The sequence below is a fragment of the Streptomyces sp. A012304 genome, from assembly GCF_026008495.1.
In the GTDB taxonomy this organism is placed as follows: Bacteria; Actinomycetota; Actinomycetes; order Streptomycetales; family Streptomycetaceae; genus Streptomyces.
The window spans coordinates 18,614-38,867 of the sequence record NZ_BQUN01000055.1; the positions used below are offsets into that span (position 1 = coordinate 18,614).

The following is a 20,254-nucleotide window of genomic DNA, read 5'->3' on the forward strand; positions in this document are numbered from 1 at the left end:
GCTGACCAGGGCCGTACCCGTCCTACCCCGGTGTCACCAGCCTCGACTCGTACGCGAACACCGCCGCCTGCGTACGGTCGCGCAGGCCCAGTTTCACCAGGATCCGGCTCACATGGGTCTTGATCGTCGACTCGGCGACCACCAGCCGCTCCGCGATCTCCGCGTTGGACAGTCCGTGGGCGATCAGCACCAGGACCTCCGTCTCACGTTCGGTGAGGTCGCCGTAGGACGCCTGGGCGGTGCGGGACAGGCGGGGGCCGTCGGTGAGCTTGGAGAACTCGGTGATCAGACGTCTGGTGACGGAGGGGGCGAGGAGGGCCTCGCCGGCCGCCACCACCCGCACGCCGTCCGCCAGCTGGCGGGCCGAGGCGTCCTTCAGCAGGAAGCCGGAGGCCCCGGCGCGCAGGGCCTGGTAGACGTACTCGTCGAGGTCGAAGGTGGTCAGCACCAGGACCTTCGCCGTGCCGTCCGCCGCGACGATCTCCCGCGTCGCCTCGATGCCGTTCATCTCCGGCATGCGGATGTCCATCAGGACCACGTCGGGGGACAGCTCCCGCACGCGCGCCACCGCCTCCCGGCCGTTGACGGCCTCACCGACGACCTCGATGTCGGGCATCGCGTTCAGCAGGACGGAGAAGCCTTCGCGGACCATCATCTGGTCGTCCGCGATGAGGACCCGGATGGTCATGCCCCGACCTCACCGGCGGCGGGCACCGGCAGGAACACCGTCACCTCGTAGCCGCCCTGCTCCGTGGGGTCCGCCGTCATCTCGCCGTTCAGCATGGAGACCCGCTCGCGCATGCCCGTGATGCCGTGCCCGGCCCCGGGCGAGGGCTTCACCAGGGACGGGTTGGGCGGCGGGCCGTTGACGACACGCAGGCCCAGGCCACCGAGGACATAGCCGATCTCCACGCGGGCGCCCGCCCCCGGCGCGTGCCGCAGGGTGTTGCTCAGGGCCTCCTGGACGATGCGGTACGCCGACAGCTCCACACCCTGCGGCAGTTCCCGCACCGCGCCCGTCACCACCTTCTCCACCTCCAGGCCGGCCTCCCGCACATTGGCGAGCAGCGCGTCCAGCTCGGCGAGCGTGGGCTGCGGGGCGTCCGGCGCCTCGTAGTCCTCGGCGCGGACCACGCCCAGCACCCGGCGCAGCTCGGTGAGGGCCGCCACCGCGTTCTCCCGGATCGTGGCGAACGCCTTCTCCAGCTCCTCCGGCGGGTTCTCCACCCGGTAGGGCGCTGCCTCCGCCTGGATGGCGACCACCGACATGTGGTGGGCGACCACGTCGTGCAGCTCGCGGGCGATGGTGGTGCGCTCCTCCAGCAGGGTGCGGCGGGAGCGCTCGTGCGCGGTCACCGTCTGCTGGGCGGTCACCTCCTGCTGCGCCTGTCGGCGTATGTGCCAGACGGTCACGGCGAGCAGGGCTATCGCGGAGGTCACCAGCATGGGCGCGACATTGTTGCTGTAGTGGCCCCAGCCGAAGGCGGTGTCGGCTATGAAGCCGTAGAGCGCCGTCAGCAGCCACATCCACGCCGCCGTCCGGGGCCGGGTGCGGACGGCCACGACCGTCAGCACCACCAGGTGGGAGATGAAACTCCCGGGCAGCCACGGCCAGTTGCTCCACGCCGTGCCGATGGCGGCGACGAGCGTGGTGGACAGCAGCGACAGCCAGAACGCGCCGACCGGGCGGACCAGCGTCAACAGGACCGGGGCGAGGGCGAGCAGGCCGCACACGACGGCCGTCGTGGTGCCTTCGCCGTCCACCCACGCGCTGAACAGCGCCAGCAGGCCGCCGGCCGCGATCAGGGCGTGCGACCGCCAGGTCGCGTACTCGCGCCGGCGGCCGGTCAGCCGGCGGGTCAGGGGGCCGGTGGGCTCCCTGCGGGGCAGCGGGCGGTAGGCGAAGGCCTCGTGGAACAGGTCCTGTCGCAGCCCGCGCAGAGCGTCCATGGCCGCCCGGAACTCCGGGCTGCTCGGCCGGTAGGCGCCGTACGGGTCTTCCGGGGGCGTCATATGCGTCTGCGTCGTCTCGGTCACATTCGGAACGGTAGGCGGCGGCCGGTGTCGCGGTCGTCACCAGTGAGGGGGGTTCTGCCGGGTCCCTCTGAAGTACTACGGGTGGGCCGGGTCTGTACATGGGGGGCAGGGGTGGGCCGGGTCGCTGTCCGGGGGGCCCGGAGCGCTGCGGGCGGGCCGCGTCCAGGACCCCGGGGGTCATGAGTGGGCCGGGTCAGTAGCCGGAGGGTCTCACCAGGCCCGACTCGTACGCGAAGACCGCCGCCTGGGTGCGGTCGCGCAGGCCCAGCTTCACCAGGATGCGGCCCACGTGCGTCTTCACGGTCTGCTCCGCGACGACGAGGTGACGGGCGATCTCCGCGTTGGACAGGCCCTGCGCGATGAGGGTGAGGACCTCCGTCTCACGCTCGGTGAGATCGCCGACGCGCTCCTTCAGCGGGGCGCGGGGCGTCTCGTTCAGCCGGGAGAACTCGGCGATCAGCTTGCGGGTGATGCCGGGCGCGAGCAGGGCGTCACCGGCCGCCACGACCCGCACCGCCTCCGCGAGCTGGTCGGCGGAGGCGTCCTTCAGCAGGAACCCGGACGCCCCGGCGCGCAGCGCCTCGTACACGTACTCGTCGAGGTCGAAGGTGGTCAGGACCAGCACTCTGATGTCCGGGTGGGCGACGGTGATGCGGTGGGTGGCCTCGATGCCGCCCAGCTCCGGCATGCGGATGTCCATCAGGACCACGTCCGGCGACAGTTCGGCGACCTTCGCCACGGCGTCCAGCCCGTCGACCGCCTGCCCGATGACCTCGATCCCCGGGTGGGCGTTGAGCAGCACGGTGAAGCCCTGCCGGACCATCTGCTGGTCGTCGGCGATCAGTACGCGGATGGTGCCGCTCGTCATGGGCCGTCCTCTCCTGTCGGGGGCGCGGGTTTCCCGGAGGCCGGGGGCCGGTGGTCGTCGGGGAAGATCAGTTCGAGGTCCGGGGGCGGGGGCCCGTCCTCAGGGGGCGGGGACGCCGTGCCGTCCCTGGGGAGGTAGCCCGTGACGGAGAAGCCGCCGTGCAGGGTGGGGTGGGCGGTGACGTGGCCGCCCAGCATCGTGGCGCGCTCCCGCATGCCGAGCAGGCCGTGGCCCGCGCCGGGGGACGGCCGGACGTGGCCGCTCGGGCGGGAGTTGGTCACCTCCAGGTGCAGGCCTCCGCGGTCGTGGGTGAGGGCGACGCGCACCTCGGAGCCGGGTGCGTGCCGCAGCGCGTTGCTCAGGGCCTCCTGGACGATGCGGTAGGCCGACAGCTGCACGCCCGGAGGGTACGCCGGGGCCTCGCCGCGTATCTCGGTGACCACCCGCAGCCCGGCGGCGCGGGTGTTGTCGATGAGGGCGTCGAGGCGATCGAGGGTGGGCTGGGGCGCGTCCGGGGCGGATCCGGCGCCGGCCGCGCCGAGGCCGTAGGGGTCGTCGGGGTTCTCGGAGCGCAGCACGCCGAGGACGCGGCGCAGTTCCGCGAGCGCCTCCAGCGCGTTGTGCCGGATGCCCTCCAGGTTCTCCCTCAGCTCCTCGGACGGGTTGTCCACCAGGTGCGGGGCGACCTGGGCCTGGATGGAGATCACGGACATGTGGTGGGCGACCACGTCGTGCAGTTCGCGCGCGATGCGGTTGCGCTCCTCCAGGAGGGTGCGGCGGGCGCGTTCCTCGGCGGTGATGGTCTCCTGCTCGACGAGCTGGGTGCGGGCCTCGCCGAGGCCACGGAAGGCGGTGCCGACGAGGACGACCACCGCGAAGACCGCGACGGCCGTGACACCCGTCGAGGTGTACGTCGCCCCGCCGACCAGGCCCTGGATCACCCAGGTCGCCATGCCGGTGCCGGCCAGCGCGGCGAGGGACACCCGGCTGGGCACGCGGAGCGCCAGGAACAGCAGCACGATGGCGTGGGCCAGGACTTCGGAGTGGTTCCACGGCCAGTCGGGCCCCGGGAGCGGATGCCCCACCAGGATCGGCCGGGCGGCCACCGCGGCGACGACGGTGCCGGCCAGGGACAGCGCCCACGCGGGGACCGGCCGCCACAGCGCGAGGACGACGGCTCCGCCCTGCGCGAACGAGGTCACCACGGCCAGGTCCACGCTCAGGTCGTAGCGGCCCATCTGTTCCGTGCCGGCCAGGGATATACCGAGGGCGATCCAGCACACCACCACGTATCCCGGCACCCGCAGCCAGCGCAGGCCCCGCCACCGCGACACGGCCCGGGGGCGCGTGGTGTCCGTCCGCCGCCGGGGTGTCGCGCCGAGGACGGCGCGGAGGTGACGCACACGGGACGGACGTGGGGGTGCGGGGGTGGCGCGGTCGTGGGGGCTGCTGCTCTCCTCGCCGGTCACGGGCTCAACCCTAGGCACTGTGGACCGCCTTCGCCGTCCTCTGTCCGACACGCCGTCCGGCACGACGGTGGGCGCGGATCACCCGGGAGCGGCGGCCGCCGCGACGGCGGGGGCGGTGTTCGAAGCCGTGGAACGCCGCCCAGCACACCGCCAGCGCCAGGGCGAACACCGGCAGCCACAGCAGGCGGGCGCCGATCCAGTCCCACCCGTCGGGAGTCGTGTGCAGGCCGGGCAGGCGGCCGGCGAGGAGGCCGGTGACGGTGGTCGCCATCAGGGCCGTCTGGTGCCAGAGGAAAACGGTCATCGCGGAGAGGTTCACCAGGGCCACCGCCGCCCAGGCCACCGGCCGCCGCATGGCGCGGCGCAGGTGGTCGCGCAGCAGCAGGGCGAGGCCGCACTGGGCCAGGCCGAAGGTGACGGCCGCCAGCGTCGGCGGGTCGAGGTTGGACACGCCCTCCCCGGGGACCCCCACCATCGACGCCGGATAGCCCGCCCACGCGATGAGCACCGTGGTGACCGCCGCGCCGCCGGTCAGCAGCATCCAGCCCGCGCGCGGACGCTCCAGCTCGCCGCGCGTCCAGGCAGCGCCCAGGGTGTACGGCACGAGCCAGCCCGCCGCCACGTTGACCCAGCCGAGCCAGGACGGGCCGTCGAGGCCGAAGCGCACCAGGTCCACATGGAGTACGACGGCCAGTGGCCACAGCGGGTTCAGCCGGGCCAGCAGCGGGGTCGCCGCGGTCAGCGCCGCGAACACCAGCAGGAACCACAGGGGGGACAGCGCGAGCTTCACCAGGGTGCGCACGGTGACGAACGACGCCCCGCCGAGCAGCAGCGCGAGCGCCGCCACCGTCCACACCGCGAGGACGGCGACGACCGGTGTGAACAGCCGGGCCATCCGGCTCCGCAGCCACGCGCCGTAGGTCACGCCCCGTGCGCGGGCCGAGGCGCGGCTCCGGGTCGCCACATGGCCGCCCACCATGAAGAACACCGCGAGTGTCTGGAACGTCCAGGACACCGGGGCCAGCCACGGCATGGACTGGAGCGGGCTCGCGGTGCGCAGGGCGTCGCCGTCCGGGACGAGGGCGGTCACCAGCCAGTGCCCCAGGACGACGCCGAGAATCGCCAGGGCGCGCAGCGCGTCGACGGCCCGGTCGCGACCGGCGGGCGTGGCGGCGTCGAGCCGGCCGGCGGCCTGCCGTATCCCGGCCCACGGGCGGTGGGGGCGCGTGGCGGGCCGTGCCGGGTGGGGGTCGGTCTCAGGCACGGGTGACCTCCGTGGTCTCGCCGAGGACGATCCGGGCGAGGTTGGCCAGGGAGGCCGAGCCCGGTCGGAAGTAGTCGCTGTGGCCGCCGTCGCCGGCGGCGAAGACGTCGGCGCCGAAGGACGGCGACACCGGGTCCGTGCCGAAGCCGAGCGTCGTGCCGAACAGGCCGACGCTGACGTGCGGGACGTCCGCCACCCAGTCGTCGGTGCCTCTGGCCGCCCACACCCGCGCGCGGGTGTGCAGGTCGGCCGCCGAGTCGGCGCCCGTGCCCGGGCTGCCGAGCAGGACCAGGTCGTCGACGTCCAGGCCGTCGGCGGCCCGGCCGCAGACCACCGAGCCGTAGGAGTGGCACAGGAGGGCCACCCGGGTGTGCGGGCCGGTGACGCGGCGCAGGTCGCGGAGGAACTCCCGCAGCGCCGGGGCCGCTTCGTCGGCCCGGTCCGTGGTGGTCACGGACGTGCTGACGGTGGCCGGGGTGGTGTAGCCGAGCCAGGCCACCACAGCGGTACGGCTGCCCGGGCCGGCCGCCTGTCGGGTGAGCCGCTGGTGCAGGGCGGCCGCGGCCGCGTGGAACCGGCCGTAGGTGTCGAGCGAGGTGTCGGAGCCCGGCACGAGGACCGCGACGCGGTCGGCGTGGGCGAGGTCGCCGAAGACCTCGGTCGCGAGGCCGGCGCCCCGGCCGTCGAAGGAGAGCAGTCTGCGGGTCGGCGCCGCCAGCGCGCGGTCGGCCGCCGCGCGGCGCCGGTCCCCGTGGTCGGCGGCCATCCGGGACGCCTGCTCGGCGTTGGCCCGGTTGGCCGCGTACGCCCGCTCCAGCGTCGCCGCCGTCAGCGCGGGGAGGGCGGCGGGGGCCGGGGCGGGGACCTGCGGCGGCCGGACCGCGGCGGTGAGGGGGACGACCACGGCGGCGGTGACGAGGACGGCGAGCAGGAGTCGGAACCAACGGCGGCCCCCGACCGTTTCCCGCTCATGGCGCCGCGGCTGATCAGCCGACCCACGACCACGACCACCACCGTGCCCACGACCACGGCCACCACCGTGCCCACGGCCCCGCCCGCCACCACGCTCCGGCCCCCGCTCACCGCCCGCGCCGAACCCCATCGCCCGCCCCTCCCCGTCCGGTCCGCCCCGCCCGGCCATCGCCATCGGGCTTCACTGGACGCGAAGTTACGGATCGGCGGACGTCGCTCGCGTCCCGCCGAGGAGCTGTCCTCAGACGTAGCTCTCAGGTACTACGGGTATGACCGGGACGCCACGTCAGGGGCACACGAAGGGCGTCTCGGGGCGCGTCTCGACAGGCTCCGGCGAAACCGCCACCGCCACCGCAGGGTCCTCGGCAGAACCGGCGGAGCAGGGCAGAGCCAACAGAGCCGGCAGAGCCCGCACAGCCCCCAGCTCTCACCAAGCCAGCTGTGCGATCTCCTCCGCCACCACCGCGCACGCGTCCGCCACCGGATCGATCAGCGGGAAATGACCGACGTCCTCCAGCAGCGTCAGGCCCACCACCTCGCCCGCCTTCGCCGCCGCATCCGCGTACGACTCGGCGACCGCCTGCGGAACGACCAGGTCGGTGCGGCCCTGGACCAGCGTCGTCGCGATGCCGGTCGGCAGCAGCAGCGCGGGGTCGGCGTACGGCCGTCGCTCGGCGAAGTGCTCGTCGCCACCGAGAAGTTGACAGGACGCGCCCGCGCACACCTCGAGCTTCTCGGCGATCTCGAGGTCCGCGATCGGGGCGAGCGCGACGACGCCCCGCAGCGGGGCGGGGCCGCCGGTGCGCCAGGGGGCGTCGGCGGGCAGTACGTGCCGGGCGGCGGCCCACAGGGCGAGGTGACCGCCCGCCGAGTGCCCGGTGAGCACCATGCGGCGCGGGTCGGCCTGGGGCAGGGCCTCCCGGACGAGGGCGGGCAGCGCGTCCAGTGCGGCGGCCACGTCGTCGAAGGTCTCGGGCCAGCGGCCGGCGACCGGGGACTGCCCGGACGGCTCGCCCTGCGCCCCCCGCCGGTACTCGACGTTGGCCACGGCGAAGCCCTGCCGGGCCAGGAAGTCCGCGAACGGCGTGACGTGCCGACGGTCGTACGGCGCGCGCCAGGCACCGCCGTGCAGGACGACGACCAGCGGCGCGGGGCCACCCGGCCCTCCCGGTCCCCGGGGCGCGTAGAAGTCGATCACCTGGTCGGGGTGGTCGCCGTAGGGGGCGGTGGTGTCGGGGTCGACCGCCGGGTGCGAGAAGGCCGACTCCTCTTCGGCGGCGGCCCGGGCTGCGACGACGTCGTCCGGCATGCTCCAACCTCTCAGCGACTAAACGGGTTTGGACGGAACGGGTAGGCGGACCAGGTGAGAATTCGGCCGTTGGCGGGGACGCTATCAGGACGGTGACGTGCGGGGACACGGGGATGTCACGCTCGGTGAGGGTTTAACGGTTCTGCAGATTCGTTACACCTACGCCCCTGGCCCGGCCGCGGAGGCCGCGAGCCGGGTCAGCCCGGCCACAGACACCCCCACGGCCACCCTCCGCAACAAGCAGCCGCCCCCCGCCGCAGAGGGCCACCCCCACCACAGACGGCCACCCCCGTCACAGACCGGCGGCCCCCAGACGGCCCCTCACGTCACAGACGGCGACCCCCGCCCCAGACGGCCCCTCACCGTCACATACGGCCGCTCACCACCTCCCCCAGAACCCGGGCCGCCCTCTCCACGTCCCCGAAGCCGACATACAGCGGTGTGAAGCCGAAGCGGAGGACGTCCGGGTGGCGGAAGTCGCCGACGACGCCGCGTTCGACGAGATGCTTCATGATCTTGCCGGCGTCGTCGCAGCGCAGGGCGACCTGGCTGCCGCGTTCGGGGTGGGCGGACGGGGTCAGGGACTCCACGCGGCCCTGGGGGACGTACGCCGTGACGCACTCCAGGAAGAAGTCCGTCAGGGCGAGGGACTTGGCGCGGACGGCGTCGACGGAGACCCCCTGCCAGACATCGAGGGCCGCCTCCAGGGCGAGCATGGACAGGATGTCGGGGGTGCCCACGCGCCCCCGCAGCGCGCCTGCCGCCGGTTCGTACCCCGGGCGCATGCCGAAGGGTTCGACGTGGGAGTTCCAGCCGGGCAGCGGGGAGTCGAAGCGGTCCTGGTGGTCGCGGCGCACGTACAGGTACGCCGGTGAGCCGGGGCCGCCGTTCAGGTACTTGTAGGTGCAGCCGACCGCGAGGTCGACGCCGTGCTCGTCGAGGCCGACCGGCAGGGCGCCCGCGCTGTGGCACAGGTCCCAGACGGCGAGCGCGCCCGCGGTGTGCGCGGCGGCGGTCAGCGCCGGCAGGTCGTGCAGCCGGCCGGTGCGGTAGTCGACGTGGTTCAGCAGCACGGCGGCCGTACGGTCCGACAGGGCCGCCGGCACGTCCGCCGGGGCCACCGGACGCAGCCGGGACCCCGTCAGCCGGGCCGCCGACCCGGCGATGTACCCGTCCGTCGGGAAGGTGGTGGCGTCGACGAGGATCTCGTCCCGGCCGTCCCCGGCCATCCGGACCGCCGCCACGACCGCCTTGAAGACGTTGACACTCGTGGAGTCTCCGACGACGATCTGGCCGGCGTCCGCGCCCACCAGCGGCGCGATCCGGTCACCGATCCGCTCCGGCGCCGTCCACCAGCCGCTCTCCTCCCAGGAGCGGATGCGCAGCTCGCCCCACTGGCGGCGTACGACGTCCTCGACGCGCCCGGGGACGGACACCGGCAGGGCGCCCAGCGAGTTGCCGTCGAGGTAGACGACGTCGTCCTCCAGGGCGAACTCGGCGCGCTTGGCGGCGAGTCGGTCCCCGGCGTCCAGCTCTGCGGCCTTGGAGGCGAGTTCAGACATGGGACCTCGCCGTCCACAGCTCCGGGAAGACGTTCTTCTGGGCGCGCTTCTCCAGCCAGGCCACGCCGGCCGAGCCGCCCGTGCCGGCCTTCGCGCCCATCGCGCGGCGGGTGGCGACGAGGTGGTCGTTGCGCCAGCGCCACACCAGCTCGGCGACATCGGTCAGCGCCTCGCCGAGCCGGGCGAGCTCGTCGCTCTCGTCACCCGAGTAGAGGGCGGTCCACACCGCCTCGACCTCCAGGGACGGCTCGTAGCGGCGGGCGACGTCACGGGTGAGCACGGCCTCCGGGACGGCGTGCCCGCGCCGGGCCAGCAGGCGCAGCACCTCGTCGTACAGGCTCGGCTCGTGCAGCGCCTTCTCCAGTTCCGCGTGGACGCGGGGCGCGCCGCGGTGCGGGACCAGCATGGACGCGGACTTCTCGCCCAGCAGGAACTCCATCCGCCGGTACATCGCGGACTGGAAGCCGGAGCCCTCGCCGAGGGCGGCGCGATAGGAGTTGAACTGGGCCGGCGTGAGCTGCCCGAGCGGCTTCCAGGAGGCGTTCAGCGCCTCCAGTTCCCGTACGGAACGTTTCAGGGCGGCGATCGCCGTCGGCACGTCGTCGGAGCGCAGGGCGCGGGCCGCCGTCTCCCACTCGTGGACGATCACCGTGAACCACAGCTCCATGACCTGGGTCGTGACCAGGAAGACCATCTCTCCGGGGTCGTCGGAGAGGGTGTGCTGGAGGTGGGTGAGCACGTCCGCCTTGACGTAGTCCTCGTACGGCGTCGTGCCTGCGAAGTCGAGGTGCGGGGTCTCCGGCTCGTGAGCCTCGGGAGCCTCGTGGGACATCGCTGTCTCCTGTTGTGTACTCCGGGTAGCGGTCCGCCCCTGCCGTATCGACACGGGGGCCCCGGTCCCCAGGGGCATCCTGCGCATCGTCACCCGAAAGCGCAAGGCCCGCCTGATCGCGCAGGCGGGCCCGGGCTTCTCCGGCCGACCGGAACCTAGCCGAGGGTCTGGGCCGCCGTCGGGGAGGAGTCCTTCAGGAACTGCGTGCAGCGCTCGTACTCCTCCTGCTCGCCGATCGACCCGGCGGCGCGGGCGAGGGCGTGCAGGGCGCGCAGGAAGCCGCGGTTCGGCTCGTGCTCCCAGGGGACCGGGCCGTGGCCCTTCCAGCCGCTGCGGCGCAGGGCGTCCAGGCCGCGGTGGTAGCCCGTACGGGCGTAGGCGTACGACTCGACGACGCTGCCGCGCTCGAAGGCGTCGTCCGCGAGCTGGGCCCAGGCCAGGGAGGACGTGGGGTGCTTGGCGGCGACGTCGGCGGGGGGTGTGCCGTTCGCGAGGAGTTCGCGGGGCTCCGGGTCGTCGGGGAGGTGGGTCGGGGGCGGGCCCCCGAGGAGGTTTTCGTGAATGGACATGGGTCCAGTCTGGGGGATGGACACGGCGATGGCCGTACGGTCCCGACGCCCGCGCCACCAACGAACACAGCGAGCCCGGTGCCGTCGCACCGGGCTCGACTGCCGACCTTGGAGTCGGGCGGAAACTACTTGATCTTGGTGCCCGCCGACCGCAGGTTCTGCGTCGCCTCGACGACGCGGGCCGCCATCGAGGCCTCGGCCAGCTTGCCCCAGGTGCGCGGGTCGTAGGTCTTCTTCGAGCCGACCTCGCCGTCGACCTTCAGGACGCCGTCGTAGTTCTTGAACATGTGGTCCGCGACCGGACGGGTGAAGGCGTACTGGGTGTCCGTGTCGATGTTCATCTTCACGACGCCGTTCTCCAGGGCGGTGGCGATCTCCTCCTCCGTGGAGCCGGAGCCGCCGTGGAAGACGAAGTCGAAGGGCTGGGAGCCGGCCGGCCTGCCGAACTTGGCGGCGACGCCCTCGTTCAGCTCCTTCAGCAGGTCGGGGCGGAGCACGACGTTGCCCGGCTTGTACACGCCGTGGACGTTGCCGAAGGACGCGGCGAGCAGGTAGCGGCCCTTCTCGCCGAGGCCGAGCGCCTCGACCGTACGGATCGCGTCGTCGACCGTCGTGTACAGGGAGTCGTTGATCTCGTGCGAGACGCCGTCCTCCTCGCCGCCGGTCGGGGTGATCTCGACCTCCAGGATGATCTTCGCGGCGGCGGCCCGGACGAGCAGCTCCTGGGCGATCTCCAGGTTGTCGGCGAGGGTCTCGGCGGAGCCGTCCCACATGTGCGACTGGAACAGCGGGTTGCGGCCGGCCTTGACGCGCTCCTCGGAGACCGCGAGCAGCGGACGGACGTACCCGTCGAGCTTGTCCTTCGGGCAGTGGTCGGTGTGCAGGGCGACGGTCACCGGGTACTTCTCGGCGACGATGTGCGCGAACTCCGCCAGGGCGACGGCGCCCGTGACCATGTCCTTGCTGTACTGGCCGCCCAGGAACTCGGCGCCGCCGGTCGAGATCTGGATGATGCCGTCGCTCTCCGCCTCCGCGAAGCCGCGCAGAGCCGCGTGCAGGGTCTGGGTCGAGGTGACGTTGATGGCCGGGTAGGCGAACTTGCCTGCCTTCGCCCGGTCGAGCATCTCGTTGTAGACCTCGGGGGTTGCGATGGGCATTCGTCCGCTCCTTGGGTGTGCGGGTTGCTTCTGCGTTTACGGCCCTGACCTAGACCTTGGGTGCGACGTCATCGTCGTCCCCATCTTTCCAGACATGGCCCGATGCTCCAGCGGGTGTCCGCCCGCCGGTCAGTCCAGGCCCAGCTCGTCCTTGGAGTACGCGTACAGGTAGGGCACGCCCGCACCGTCCTGGATCTTCTCGGCGGCACCGGTCGCCCGGTCCACGATGGTCGCCACGGCCACGACCTCGGCGCCCGCCTCGCGCACGGCCTCCACGGCGGTGAGCGGGGAACCGCCGGTGGTGGAGGTGTCCTCGACGACCAGGACCCGGCGGCCCGCGATGTCCGGGCCCTCGACGCGCCGCTGGAGCCCGTGCGCCTTCGCCGCCTTGCGCACGACGAAGGCGTCCAGCCGGCGGCCGCGCGCCGCGGCGGCGTGCAGCATTGCGGCCGCGACCGGGTCGGCGCCCATGGTCAGGCCGCCGACGGCGTCGAAGTCCAGCTCGGCGGTGAGGTCCAGCAGCACCTGGCCGACCAGCGGGGCGGCCTCGCCGTCGAGGGTGACGCGGCGCAGGTCGACGTAGTAGTCGGCCTCCAGACCCGACGACAGGGTCACCTTGCCGTGCACCACGGCCTTGTCCTTGATCTGCTGCAGCAGCGCGCCGCGTGTGTCCGTCATGCCGACCAGCTTAGAGGCGGGTCCACCGCCAGGTCGTCGTGGCCTCCAGCGGCTCCAGGGGTGTGACCAGGCGCGGGAGGGTGTTGAGGCCGTTGGGCGGGCCGGTCTGCGGCTCCACGCACACGGCCGCCTCCTGCTCGTCGTAGACGACGACCCACTGCTCCGGGCTGGTCACCTCGACGCTGAGCTGTCCGGGCCAGGTGAGGGTGACGGCGACGCCGTCCGGCATGCCGAAGCAGTCGTCCCAGGGGCCCGGCTTCGGCTCGACACGGTTACCGGTGGGCAGGTGGTCGTCGCCGCGCTCCTCCTGCCAGGCGGGCGAGAAGTCGAGCCGCACGTCCTCGCCGACGGTGCCGTCCTTGCCCATGAGGGCCCGGTTGAACCAGGGATGCCAGCCGATCTGCGCCGGGAACGACGAACTGTACGTCTCCACCGCCATGCTGAGCGTCAGGGCGTCCTCGCTCAGCGCGACGATCTGCGTGACCCGGCCGGGGTGCGGCCAGGGCTCCACCAGGTCGTACGTCAGCACCGCCTCGTCGGCCGAGCTGCGGGCCACCCGCCAGGCGCCGTCGCGGACAGTGCCGTGGATGGCGTGCGGCGGGGCGTTCAGCGGCATCTGGCGGAGGGTCGCTCCGTCCAGGAAGCGGCCGTCCCTGATCCGCCCGCACCAGGGGACCATCGGGAAGCAGCCGAACCGCTCGCCCTGCCGCAGCAGTTCCGTCCCGCCGACGCGCAGCCCTCCGACCCGTCCGCCGTTGCCGGGCTGCACGGTCACCTCCGCGTCGCCCGCGGTCAGCGTGATGTCTTCGTTACTCACGGGACGACCCTACTGGGGTGATCACGGCGGGCAAGAGGGCCTCAGCGCCGCCGGCGCAGCGCGCGGCCCACGACGATCGCCGACGCGACGACGAACGCGGCGGCCGGGGCCGCCCAGCGCAGGGTGTTCCCCGGGGCGACGGTCTGCGGGGCGGGGACCGGTGCGTACCGGCCGCGCGGCGGGGCGTGGTCGACCTCCTCGGCGCTGCGCCCGATCATCGTGCGGCGCGCGTGCGCGGCCTCGGCGGGCGGCTCCCCGGAAGAAGCGGAATCTTCCCGGCCGACGACATCGCCCTTACCGACGGCGTCCTTCTCGCCGTCGCCCTCGTCCCTGCCGACGGCGTCCGCCCCGCCGTCGGCCTCGTCCCCGGTGGCGGTCTCCTCGACGATGCCGGTGGCGGTCTCCTCGACGATCCGGTCGGCGTCGTCGGTGCCCGGCGGGGGAATCTCGGCCTCCGGTGGCCGGACGTCCGCCGTCTCCGCCAGGTTCTCCGCGAAGCGGCTCAGCAGCCGGGCGACCGCCGTGCCCACCGCCTCCGCCGGCAGTTCCGCGATACGGCCGTCCGCCGTCGCCGTGCCCTCGAAGCGCAGGGTGGTGCCGTCGCCGGTGGCGCGCGGGCGCAGGGTGAGCCGGAGCCGGACCGACCCGGAGCCACGGGCCTCGGTCGCGTCGCCCTCGACGCCGTACGTGCCGTCCTCGCGGGAGACGACCCGCAGCGCGCCCCGGTAGGTGATGGTGTGGCCGCCGACGCGCAGCTTCAGCCGGCCCGCGACAGGCTCGGTACCGGCGTCCTGCTGGAGCCCGGGGACCGCCCGGGCCACCTGCGCGGGGTCGGCGAGGGCCGCCCGCAGCCGCTCGGCCGGTACCGGAACGAACACCTCTTGCTCCATGAGAGCGGAGCCTACCCAGGGGCCGGTGGAAGCACCCGCCGAAACCTGATTCGCCTGACGCGCACGCCCACCGCGCGTACTCTCCCGGTCCTCCCGGCTCCGGTCCCTCCCCGCCCTGCCCGTACCGCTGGTCCACCAGTCCGCCAATCCGCTGATCCGCTGGTCCGCCAAACCGCTAGTACCGCGGATGCACCAGCGTCGAGGCCCGTAGCCCCGTCACCGGGGTGCGCAGTGCCCGCGCGTGGTGGCCGAGGCGCAGGGACGGCCGGGCGTCGGCGGCGGTGGCCAGGACGAAACCCCGGTCGCGCGGGTGGCGGCCGGGGCCGGTGCCGATGCCGTCGACCCGGTAGGCGGCGGTGCGCAGGCCGGCCGCGCGCAGGGTCGCCTCGACGGTCCAGAAGACGCGGGGGCGGGAGACGGCCGGGCCCGCGTGGACCACGAGCCGGCCGCCGGGCCGCAGGGCGCGGCGGGCGAGGCCGTAGAACTCCTGGGAGTACAGCTTGGTGCTGGCGGTGATGCCCGGGTCGGGCAGGTCGGCGATCACCACGTCGTACGCCGCCGGAGGGGTCCGGCGCAGATGGCGGAAGACGTCGGCGATGGTGACCCGGACGCGCGGGTCGGCGAAGGCGTGGCCGTTGAGCCGGGCGAGGGCCGCGTCGGTGCGGGCCAGTCCGATCAGGCCGGGGTCGGTATCGACGACGTCGACGCGGTGGGCGCGGTGGTGGGTGAGGACCTCGCGGGTGGCCAGTCCGTCGCCGCCGCCGAGGACCAGGACGCGGGTGTGGGGGCCGTGCATCGCGGGGTGGACCAGGGCGCGGTGGTAGCGGCCCTCGTCGTGTCCGCCGGCCCGGAGCCGGCCGTCGAGGTAGAGGCCGAGGGGACGGCCGTGGCTGCCGCCGGTGAGGACGACCTCCTGGACGCCGGTGCGCACGGCCACCCGTACGTCCTCGCCGTAGACGGCGTGGCGGGCGGCGCGTTCGAAGTCGTCGACGAAGGCGGTGGCGGAGGCGAGGACGCCGAGCACGGTGACGTTGGCGGTCAGCAGCAGCCAGCGGGCGCGGCGGGTGAGGTCGCGGTGGAACAGGCCGAGGACGAGGGCACCGCCGGCGACGACGTTGACCGCGCCGGTCAGCAGGGAGCTGGTGAGCTGGCCGAGGAGGGGCAGCAGCAGGAAGGGGAAGGCGAGACCGCCGACGAGCGCGCCGACGTAGTCCGCGGCGAACAGGTCGGCGACGGCGCAGCCGGCCTCCTGGCGGCGGATGCGCTGGATCAGCTCCATCAGCAGGGGCACCTCGGCGCCGATGAGCAGGCCGATGGCGAGGGAGAAGGTGACCAGCAGGACGCGCGGGCCGTTGCCCCACAGGCCGCCCCAGTCGCCGGTCCACGCGAAGACGGCGTACAGGGCGAGCGCGCTGAAGCCGCCGACCAGGGCGAGCGTCACCTCGACCGCGGCGAACCCGGCGGCGGCGAGCCGGCGCAGCCGTTTGGCGGCGAGGGAGCCGATGCCCATCGCGAACACCATGACGGACAGCACGACGGACGCCTGGGTGACCGAGTCGCCCATCAAGTAGGAGGCGAGGGCGACGAGTTCGAGTTCGTACACCAGTCCACAGGCCGCGCAGACGAAGACGCACGCGAGGACCAGCAGCCGCCCGGTGTCCGGCCGGACCGGGAGCCGCGCGGGGCCACGCCAGGGGGGAGGGGCACCGGGCGGGGCGGGGGCGTGCGGTTCGATCACGACTGCGACGTTACGTCACGAGTGCGGAGCGTTATGTCACCCACACGTGTGGAACCCGAGGATTGTCCGGCGCCGGGGTTTACCGCACGCGAACCCCGGAAGGAGCGGCAGCTCCGGAGGCGGGGGCGGGCACCTGGCACAGACCGTGGGAGTTCGCCGGCGCGCGGACCCCGACCCGGGTCCTGGTCGCCACGAGCTGGCCGTCCTGCGGGTAGGCGTGCCAGGTGCGCCAGTGCACATGCCCCTCGTGGTGCTGGGCGAGCAGGGCGGTGAAGGCGTGTGGGCTGCCGGGGAAGACGCCGACGAGGCCGTGCGGATGGTCGGAGACGAGGGCCAGCAGTTCCTGGGCGCGGCCCGCGAACTGACCGGGTGTCAGGGCCTCGACACGGGCGGCGAACTCGTACTCCCAGTCGCCCACACGTTTGGACACGCCGAGCGGGAGGGGGGTGCTGCTGCCGGGGATGCACGCGACAGTCTCGGAACAACAGCCCTGTTCCTCCTCCAGCAGCACCTGGTGCGACGCGCCGAGCAGCCTCAACTGGAGTTTCGCCCCGGACAGTTCGAGGTCGAGCGTGGCGAGGGCGGGCAGCGGCTCCCGCCCCAGGGCCCAGGCCAGGTCGGCCGCGCGCGTGTCGGTGTAGGACGTGTTCAGGGTCCTGAGCATGGATCGACTCCGCTAGAACGCAAAAGAAAAAGGGGTAGGTCCGCCGCACCCTGGTCGTCGCCGGGGGACAGGCCCCGGCCGGCCCGGTTCGGGAAGGGCGTCCGCGCGGGACGTCCGGGAGTCCGAGGGCTGCGTTGGTGGATTAGAGGGAATCATGAACGGTGGTGCCGCCACAGCGTTTTTACCCAACTTCGTGGGGTTTCCATCCCTCAGAGGGCGCCACTGCTCAACTGTTCAACCACGGCGTGCGCCGTGCGGCTCGGACGTGCGTCCACGCGCCCCCGGACGAGGTACGACCGCGGGGCCCGAGCGGTCAGGGGCGGGCCCCGCGGTCCGGATGCGGCTCCCCCTGGGGGAGCTCAGCTGCCCCGTGTCAGCTGCCTCCACCGCATCCGCCGCCTCCTCCGCAGGACGACGAGCCGCCGCCGCAGGACGAGGAACCGGAGTCTCCGCCCCCGGCCCACCAGCTTCCGCTCGTGCTGCCGCTGTCGCCGCTGCCGCTGGACGAGCTGCGGGACGACCGGCCGGCGCGGGCCGCGCGCGTGCGCTGCCGCGTGCTGTGGGCCTTCCTGCGGGCGGCGAGCACCACCACCCCGACCAGGACCACGAAGAGCGTCAGGATGAAGCCGTAGGTCATGGCGTCACCCTCCTTTCGAATCCCCCGAAGCGGCCCCCCGTGGGCGCCTCGCGCACCGGGTGAGCGGTGCGTGAACGGGGGATGCCCGGCCGCCTCACCGGCCAAAGCACACTTGAGGAAGTCCAGAGCTTCGGCGCAGGATGACCGGCATGACCTCCACCGCACGTCCCTTCCTCAACCGCCGTCTCACCGAGTTCGGGACGACGATCTTCGCCGAGATGTCCGCCCTCGCCCTGAAGACCGGCTCGATCAATCTCGGTCAGGGGTTCCCGGACACGGACGGGCCGGAGGAGATCCGGGAGGCGGCCGTGCGGGCGCTGCGCGACGGGCGCGGCAACCAGTACCCGCCGGGGCCGGGTGTGCCCGAGCTGCGCACCGCGATCGCCGCGCACCAGCTGCGCCGCTACGGGCTGTCCTTCGACCCCGACACGGAGGTGCTGGTCACGGCGGGCGCGACGGAGGCCATCGCGGCCGCGCTGCTGGCGCTGCTGGAGCCGGGTGACGAGGTCGTCGCGCTGGAGCCGTACTACGACTCGTACGCGGCGTGCATCGCGATGGCGGGCGCCGCGCGGGTGCCGGTGACGCTGCGGCCGGACGCCGAGGCCGCGCGGTTCCGGCTGGACCTCGACGAGCTGCGCGACGCGGTGACCGACCGGACGCGGCTGCTGCTGGTCAACACCCCGCACAACCCGACGGGTACGGTCCTCACCCGTGCGGAGCTGACCGCGATCGCCGAGCTGGCGGTGGAGCGGGACCTGCTGGTCGTCACCGACGAGGTGTACGAGCACCTGGTCTTCGACGACGCCGAGCACGTGCCGCTGGCGACGCTGCCGGGGATGCGGGAGCGGACGGTCACCATCGGCAGTGCCGGCAAGACGTTCTCGTTCACCGGCTGGAAGGTCGGCTGGGTGACGGCGCCCCGGGAACTCGTCTCGGCCGTCCGTTCGGCCAAGCAGTTCCTGACGTACGTCGCCTCCGGGCCCTTCCAGTACGCCGTGGCCGAGGCCCTGCGCCTGCCCGACTCGTACTTCGCGGACTTCCGCGCGGACATGCTGACCAAGCGGGACCTGCTCGCGAGCGGCCTGGAGCGGGCGGGCTTCAAGGTCTTCCGCCCAGCCGGCACGTACTTCATCACCACCGACATCCGCCCCCTCGGCGAGAGCGACGGCCACGCCTTCTGCCGCGCCCTGCCGGAACGGGCCGGGGTGGTCGCCATCCCCAACGCGGTCTTCTACGACCACCGCGAGGCCGGCGCCCCCTTCGTCCGCTTCGCCTTCTGCAAGCGGACAGGCGTGCTGGAGGAAGCGGCCCGACGCCTGAAGTCCCTGGCCCGGTGACCTCCCTCCCACGGCGGTCGGGGGGGTGGTGTCCTCGGCCCGCCCGTGGGTGGCGGCTGCCCGGCGAACCGCTGGACGAGGCAAGAGCCCGGCCCGGCCGCGACCCTGCGTGGTCGCGGCCCCGGCCGGGCTCTCGTTCGTCGGGGGTGGCCCTGCGGCCTTACTCGTCGCCCTCCTCGGGCTTCTCCGCCTCGTCGATCTCCGACTCGAGGCCCAGCTGTTCCACGAGCCACTTGTCGAACTCGATCGCGGCGCGCACCCAGCTCACCGTCGACGAGACGAACAGTTCGATGTTCACGCCCGCGCCGATCAGCAGCTGCGCCTCGCCGATGAGGCGGACGGTGCCGTCGTCGTGGGTGTGCGTGTAGACCTTGGGCCACAGGGTGCGACGGTTCCAGTCGTCGATGGCCTCCAGCACCTGCGGCTTGGCGTCGATCTGGTGGGGCCGGTCGTAGAACGTCCGCACCGAGTAGACCGCCTGGTCACCCTCGCCACGGAACATGAAGTACGTACGGAACTCCTCCCACGGCGCCGCGAGGTCACCCTCGTCGTCGACGACGTACTTCAGCTCCATCTGGTCGAGAAGCTGCTTCACGAGGTCCTGATCCGGGACGACGGGGCCCGCCGGTCCCTGGGGCTGCGGCTCGGGCTGGCCCCCGAAGTTCGGAATCGAGGACGGGTCGATGCTCACCGTGTTTTTCCCTTCGTACGGATCCCGCCATCCTCCCCCATGCGGGGAGGGGGGTGGCAAGCCCCGCCGGGGCCTGTCAGCCGTCGGCTGACATGATCTGGCCGGTCGGTGACGGTCGAGTGCACGGGACGGGGACACGATGGCACGGCTTCGGGGCGGGACGGCGATGCGGCCGGCAGGACCGGGACGGGCCCGGTGGGTCCTGGTGGCGGCCGCCGCCGCACTGCCCGCCCTGATCCTGATCTGGCTGGTCACGGCCGTGGTGCGGGGCGCGACCTCGGACGACCGGTCCGGTCGGGGGCCGCGGGAGGTGGCGTGCGCGGAGGCGCTGGAGTTCGGCGGGGCGACGCTGCCCGAGGAGGCGTACGACACGAAATGCACCGTGCAGGCCTGGCAGGACGTGCACTACAGCGCCGAGTTCCGGATGCCCCGGACGGCGGCACTCGACTGGCTCGAACGGACCTATCCGCAGGCGCCCGAGCCGAGGAATCGGTTCTGCGTGCCGAAGTCCGCCGACCTGTGCCTCAGCCTGGACTTCTCGGGCACCACCGAGGAGGGCGCGGGACAATTCCCCGGCTCGGCCCGCCCGGGCTTCGGTGCGGCCGCCGCGCAGGTCAGCGTGGAGTACGAGGGCGCCGACGGCGCGCTGGTGCGGTTCTCGGCGTTCACCATGTGAGCGGCGGCGGCCCGCCCCGGGGAGCCGGACGCTGTTGGTTAATTCCGCCCTGCTGGATCTCATCCAGCGGGGCGGAGTGTTGCGAAG

General features: G+C 73.3%; 20 protein-coding genes. 3 read left to right on the forward strand and 17 right to left on the reverse strand.

Features of this window, described 5'->3' with window-relative positions; translation table 11 throughout:
* Positions 1 to 22: 22 nt before the first annotated feature.
* The 16 genes from ALMP_RS12195 to ALMP_RS12270 all read right to left on the reverse strand — a co-directional run bounded on the left by ALMP_RS12195 (position 23) and on the right by ALMP_RS12270 (position 16,826).
* Positions 23 to 688 carry a response regulator transcription factor gene (locus tag ALMP_RS12195; protein ID WP_264926977.1) on the reverse strand — a complete coding sequence of 222 codons (666 nt, stop codon included), beginning with the start codon at positions 686 to 688 and terminating at the stop codon, positions 23 to 25.
* Positions 685 to 2,037: a sensor histidine kinase gene (locus ALMP_RS12200; protein WP_264926978.1), complete on the reverse strand. Its 1,353-nt coding sequence runs from the start codon at positions 2,035 to 2,037 to the stop codon at positions 685 to 687. The genes ALMP_RS12195 and ALMP_RS12200 overlap by 4 nt, the downstream gene beginning before the upstream one ends.
* Before the next feature lie 193 nt (positions 2,038 to 2,230).
* Complete coding sequence (locus tag ALMP_RS12205; RefSeq protein WP_264926979.1) at positions 2,231 to 2,905, reverse strand: response regulator transcription factor; 675 nt, start codon at positions 2,903 to 2,905, stop codon at positions 2,231 to 2,233.
* Positions 2,902 to 4,374 carry a sensor histidine kinase gene (locus tag ALMP_RS12210; protein ID WP_375803471.1) on the reverse strand — a complete coding sequence of 491 codons (1,473 nt, stop codon included), beginning with the start codon at positions 4,372 to 4,374 and terminating at the stop codon, positions 2,902 to 2,904. Before ALMP_RS12210 ends, ALMP_RS12205 begins: the two co-directional genes overlap by 4 nt.
* 10 nt (positions 4,375 to 4,384) lie before the next feature.
* Positions 4,385 to 5,638 carry an acyltransferase gene (locus tag ALMP_RS12215; RefSeq protein WP_375803472.1) on the reverse strand — a complete coding sequence of 418 codons (1,254 nt, stop codon included), beginning with the start codon at positions 5,636 to 5,638 and terminating at the stop codon, positions 4,385 to 4,387.
* Positions 5,631 to 6,740, reverse strand: coding sequence for an alpha/beta hydrolase family protein (locus ALMP_RS12220; protein ID WP_264927010.1), 1,110 nt, complete (start codon positions 6,738 to 6,740; stop codon positions 5,631 to 5,633). Before ALMP_RS12220 ends, ALMP_RS12215 begins: the two co-directional genes overlap by 8 nt.
* A 297-nt stretch (positions 6,741 to 7,037) precedes the next feature.
* Positions 7,038 to 7,919: an alpha/beta hydrolase gene (locus tag ALMP_RS12225; protein ID WP_264926980.1), complete on the reverse strand. Its 882-nt coding sequence runs from the start codon at positions 7,917 to 7,919 to the stop codon at positions 7,038 to 7,040.
* Between the two features lie 365 nt (positions 7,920 to 8,284).
* Positions 8,285 to 9,481, reverse strand: coding sequence for a kynureninase (gene kynU, locus ALMP_RS12230; protein WP_264926981.1), 1,197 nt, complete (start codon positions 9,479 to 9,481; stop codon positions 8,285 to 8,287).
* Positions 9,474 to 10,313: a tryptophan 2,3-dioxygenase family protein gene (locus ALMP_RS12235; protein WP_264926983.1), complete on the reverse strand. Its 840-nt coding sequence runs from the start codon at positions 10,311 to 10,313 to the stop codon at positions 9,474 to 9,476. The genes kynU and ALMP_RS12235 overlap by 8 nt, the downstream gene beginning before the upstream one ends.
* A 155-nt stretch (positions 10,314 to 10,468) precedes the next feature.
* Positions 10,469 to 10,882 (reverse strand): DUF3151 domain-containing protein, encoded by a 414-nt coding sequence (locus tag ALMP_RS12240; RefSeq protein WP_264926984.1) that lies wholly within the window; start codon positions 10,880 to 10,882, stop codon positions 10,469 to 10,471.
* Between the two features lie 125 nt (positions 10,883 to 11,007).
* Entirely contained in the window at positions 11,008 to 12,039 is a 1,032-nt protein-coding gene (fbaA, locus tag ALMP_RS12245; protein ID WP_264926986.1) for a class II fructose-bisphosphate aldolase, read from the reverse strand.
* Between the two features lie 129 nt (positions 12,040 to 12,168).
* Positions 12,169 to 12,717, reverse strand: a complete 549-nt coding sequence (gene pyrE / locus ALMP_RS12250) for an orotate phosphoribosyltransferase (RefSeq protein ID WP_264926988.1) — start codon at positions 12,715 to 12,717, stop codon at positions 12,169 to 12,171.
* 10 nt (positions 12,718 to 12,727) lie between these two features.
* Positions 12,728 to 13,534 (reverse strand): aldose 1-epimerase, encoded by an 807-nt coding sequence (locus ALMP_RS12255; protein WP_264926990.1) that lies wholly within the window; start codon positions 13,532 to 13,534, stop codon positions 12,728 to 12,730.
* Positions 13,535 to 13,575: 41 nt separating this feature from the next.
* Positions 13,576 to 14,424, reverse strand: a complete 849-nt coding sequence (locus tag ALMP_RS12260; RefSeq protein ID WP_264926992.1) for an SRPBCC family protein — start codon at positions 14,422 to 14,424, stop codon at positions 13,576 to 13,578.
* Between the two features lie 175 nt (positions 14,425 to 14,599).
* Positions 14,600 to 16,162, reverse strand: coding sequence for a polyamine aminopropyltransferase (locus tag ALMP_RS12265; protein ID WP_264926994.1), 1,563 nt, complete (start codon positions 16,160 to 16,162; stop codon positions 14,600 to 14,602).
* A 79-nt stretch (positions 16,163 to 16,241) separates the two neighbouring features.
* Positions 16,242 to 16,826: a DUF2617 family protein gene (locus ALMP_RS12270; RefSeq protein WP_264926996.1), complete on the reverse strand. Its 585-nt coding sequence runs from the start codon at positions 16,824 to 16,826 to the stop codon at positions 16,242 to 16,244.
* 476 nt (positions 16,827 to 17,302) lie between these two features.
* Here ALMP_RS12270 and ALMP_RS12275 point away from each other — a divergent pair, with 476 nt between their 5' ends.
* Entirely contained in the window at positions 17,303 to 17,458 is a 156-nt protein-coding gene (locus ALMP_RS12275) for a hypothetical protein (protein ID WP_264926998.1), read from the forward strand.
* Between the two features lie 145 nt (positions 17,459 to 17,603).
* The gene (locus ALMP_RS12280) at positions 17,604 to 18,800 is read left to right on the forward strand and encodes a pyridoxal phosphate-dependent aminotransferase (protein WP_264927000.1); all 1,197 of its coding nucleotides are present in this window, start codon (positions 17,604 to 17,606) and stop codon (positions 18,798 to 18,800) included.
* 160 nt (positions 18,801 to 18,960) lie between these two features.
* Here the strand turns inward: ALMP_RS12280 and ALMP_RS12285 are convergent, their stop codons facing one another.
* The gene (locus tag ALMP_RS12285; protein WP_264927002.1) at positions 18,961 to 19,491 is read right to left on the reverse strand and encodes a YbjN domain-containing protein; all 531 of its coding nucleotides are present in this window, start codon (positions 19,489 to 19,491) and stop codon (positions 18,961 to 18,963) included.
* 139 nt (positions 19,492 to 19,630) lie between these two features.
* Here ALMP_RS12285 and ALMP_RS12290 point away from each other — a divergent pair, with 139 nt between their 5' ends.
* A complete protein-coding gene (locus ALMP_RS12290; RefSeq protein WP_264927004.1) occupies positions 19,631 to 20,167 on the forward strand; it encodes a hypothetical protein in 537 nt (178 codons plus the stop codon).
* The last annotated feature ends 87 nt before the right edge of the window (positions 20,168 to 20,254 follow it).

What these genes read in the sequence shown, in the direction of transcription:
- kynU (WP_264926981.1), bottom strand. Translation starts at nt 9,481, where the DNA reads ATGTCTGAACTCGCCTCCAAGGCCGCAGAGCTGGACGCCGGGGACCGA.
- ALMP_RS12290 (WP_264927004.1), top strand. Translation starts at nt 19,631, where the DNA reads ATGGCACGGCTTCGGGGCGGGACGGCGATGCGGCCGGCAGGACCGGGA.
- ALMP_RS12220 (WP_264927010.1), bottom strand. Translation starts at nt 6,740, where the DNA reads ATGGGGTTCGGCGCGGGCGGTGAGCGGGGGCCGGAGCGTGGTGGCGGG.
- ALMP_RS12225 (WP_264926980.1), bottom strand. Translation starts at nt 7,919, where the DNA reads ATGCCGGACGACGTCGTCGCAGCCCGGGCCGCCGCCGAAGAGGAGTCG.
- ALMP_RS12280 (WP_264927000.1), top strand. Translation starts at nt 17,604, where the DNA reads ATGACCGGCATGACCTCCACCGCACGTCCCTTCCTCAACCGCCGTCTC.
- ALMP_RS12270 (WP_264926996.1), bottom strand. Translation starts at nt 16,826, where the DNA reads ATGCTCAGGACCCTGAACACGTCCTACACCGACACGCGCGCGGCCGAC.
- fbaA (WP_264926986.1), bottom strand. Translation starts at nt 12,039, where the DNA reads ATGCCCATCGCAACCCCCGAGGTCTACAACGAGATGCTCGACCGGGCG.
- ALMP_RS12240 (WP_264926984.1), bottom strand. Translation starts at nt 10,882, where the DNA reads ATGTCCATTCACGAAAACCTCCTCGGGGGCCCGCCCCCGACCCACCTC.
- ALMP_RS12205 (WP_264926979.1), bottom strand. Translation starts at nt 2,905, where the DNA reads ATGACGAGCGGCACCATCCGCGTACTGATCGCCGACGACCAGCAGATG.
- ALMP_RS12195 (WP_264926977.1), bottom strand. Translation starts at nt 688, where the DNA reads ATGACCATCCGGGTCCTCATCGCGGACGACCAGATGATGGTCCGCGAA.
- pyrE (WP_264926988.1), bottom strand. Translation starts at nt 12,717, where the DNA reads ATGACGGACACACGCGGCGCGCTGCTGCAGCAGATCAAGGACAAGGCC.
- ALMP_RS12235 (WP_264926983.1), bottom strand. Translation starts at nt 10,313, where the DNA reads ATGTCCCACGAGGCTCCCGAGGCTCACGAGCCGGAGACCCCGCACCTC.
- ALMP_RS12260 (WP_264926992.1), bottom strand. Translation starts at nt 14,424, where the DNA reads ATGGAGCAAGAGGTGTTCGTTCCGGTACCGGCCGAGCGGCTGCGGGCG.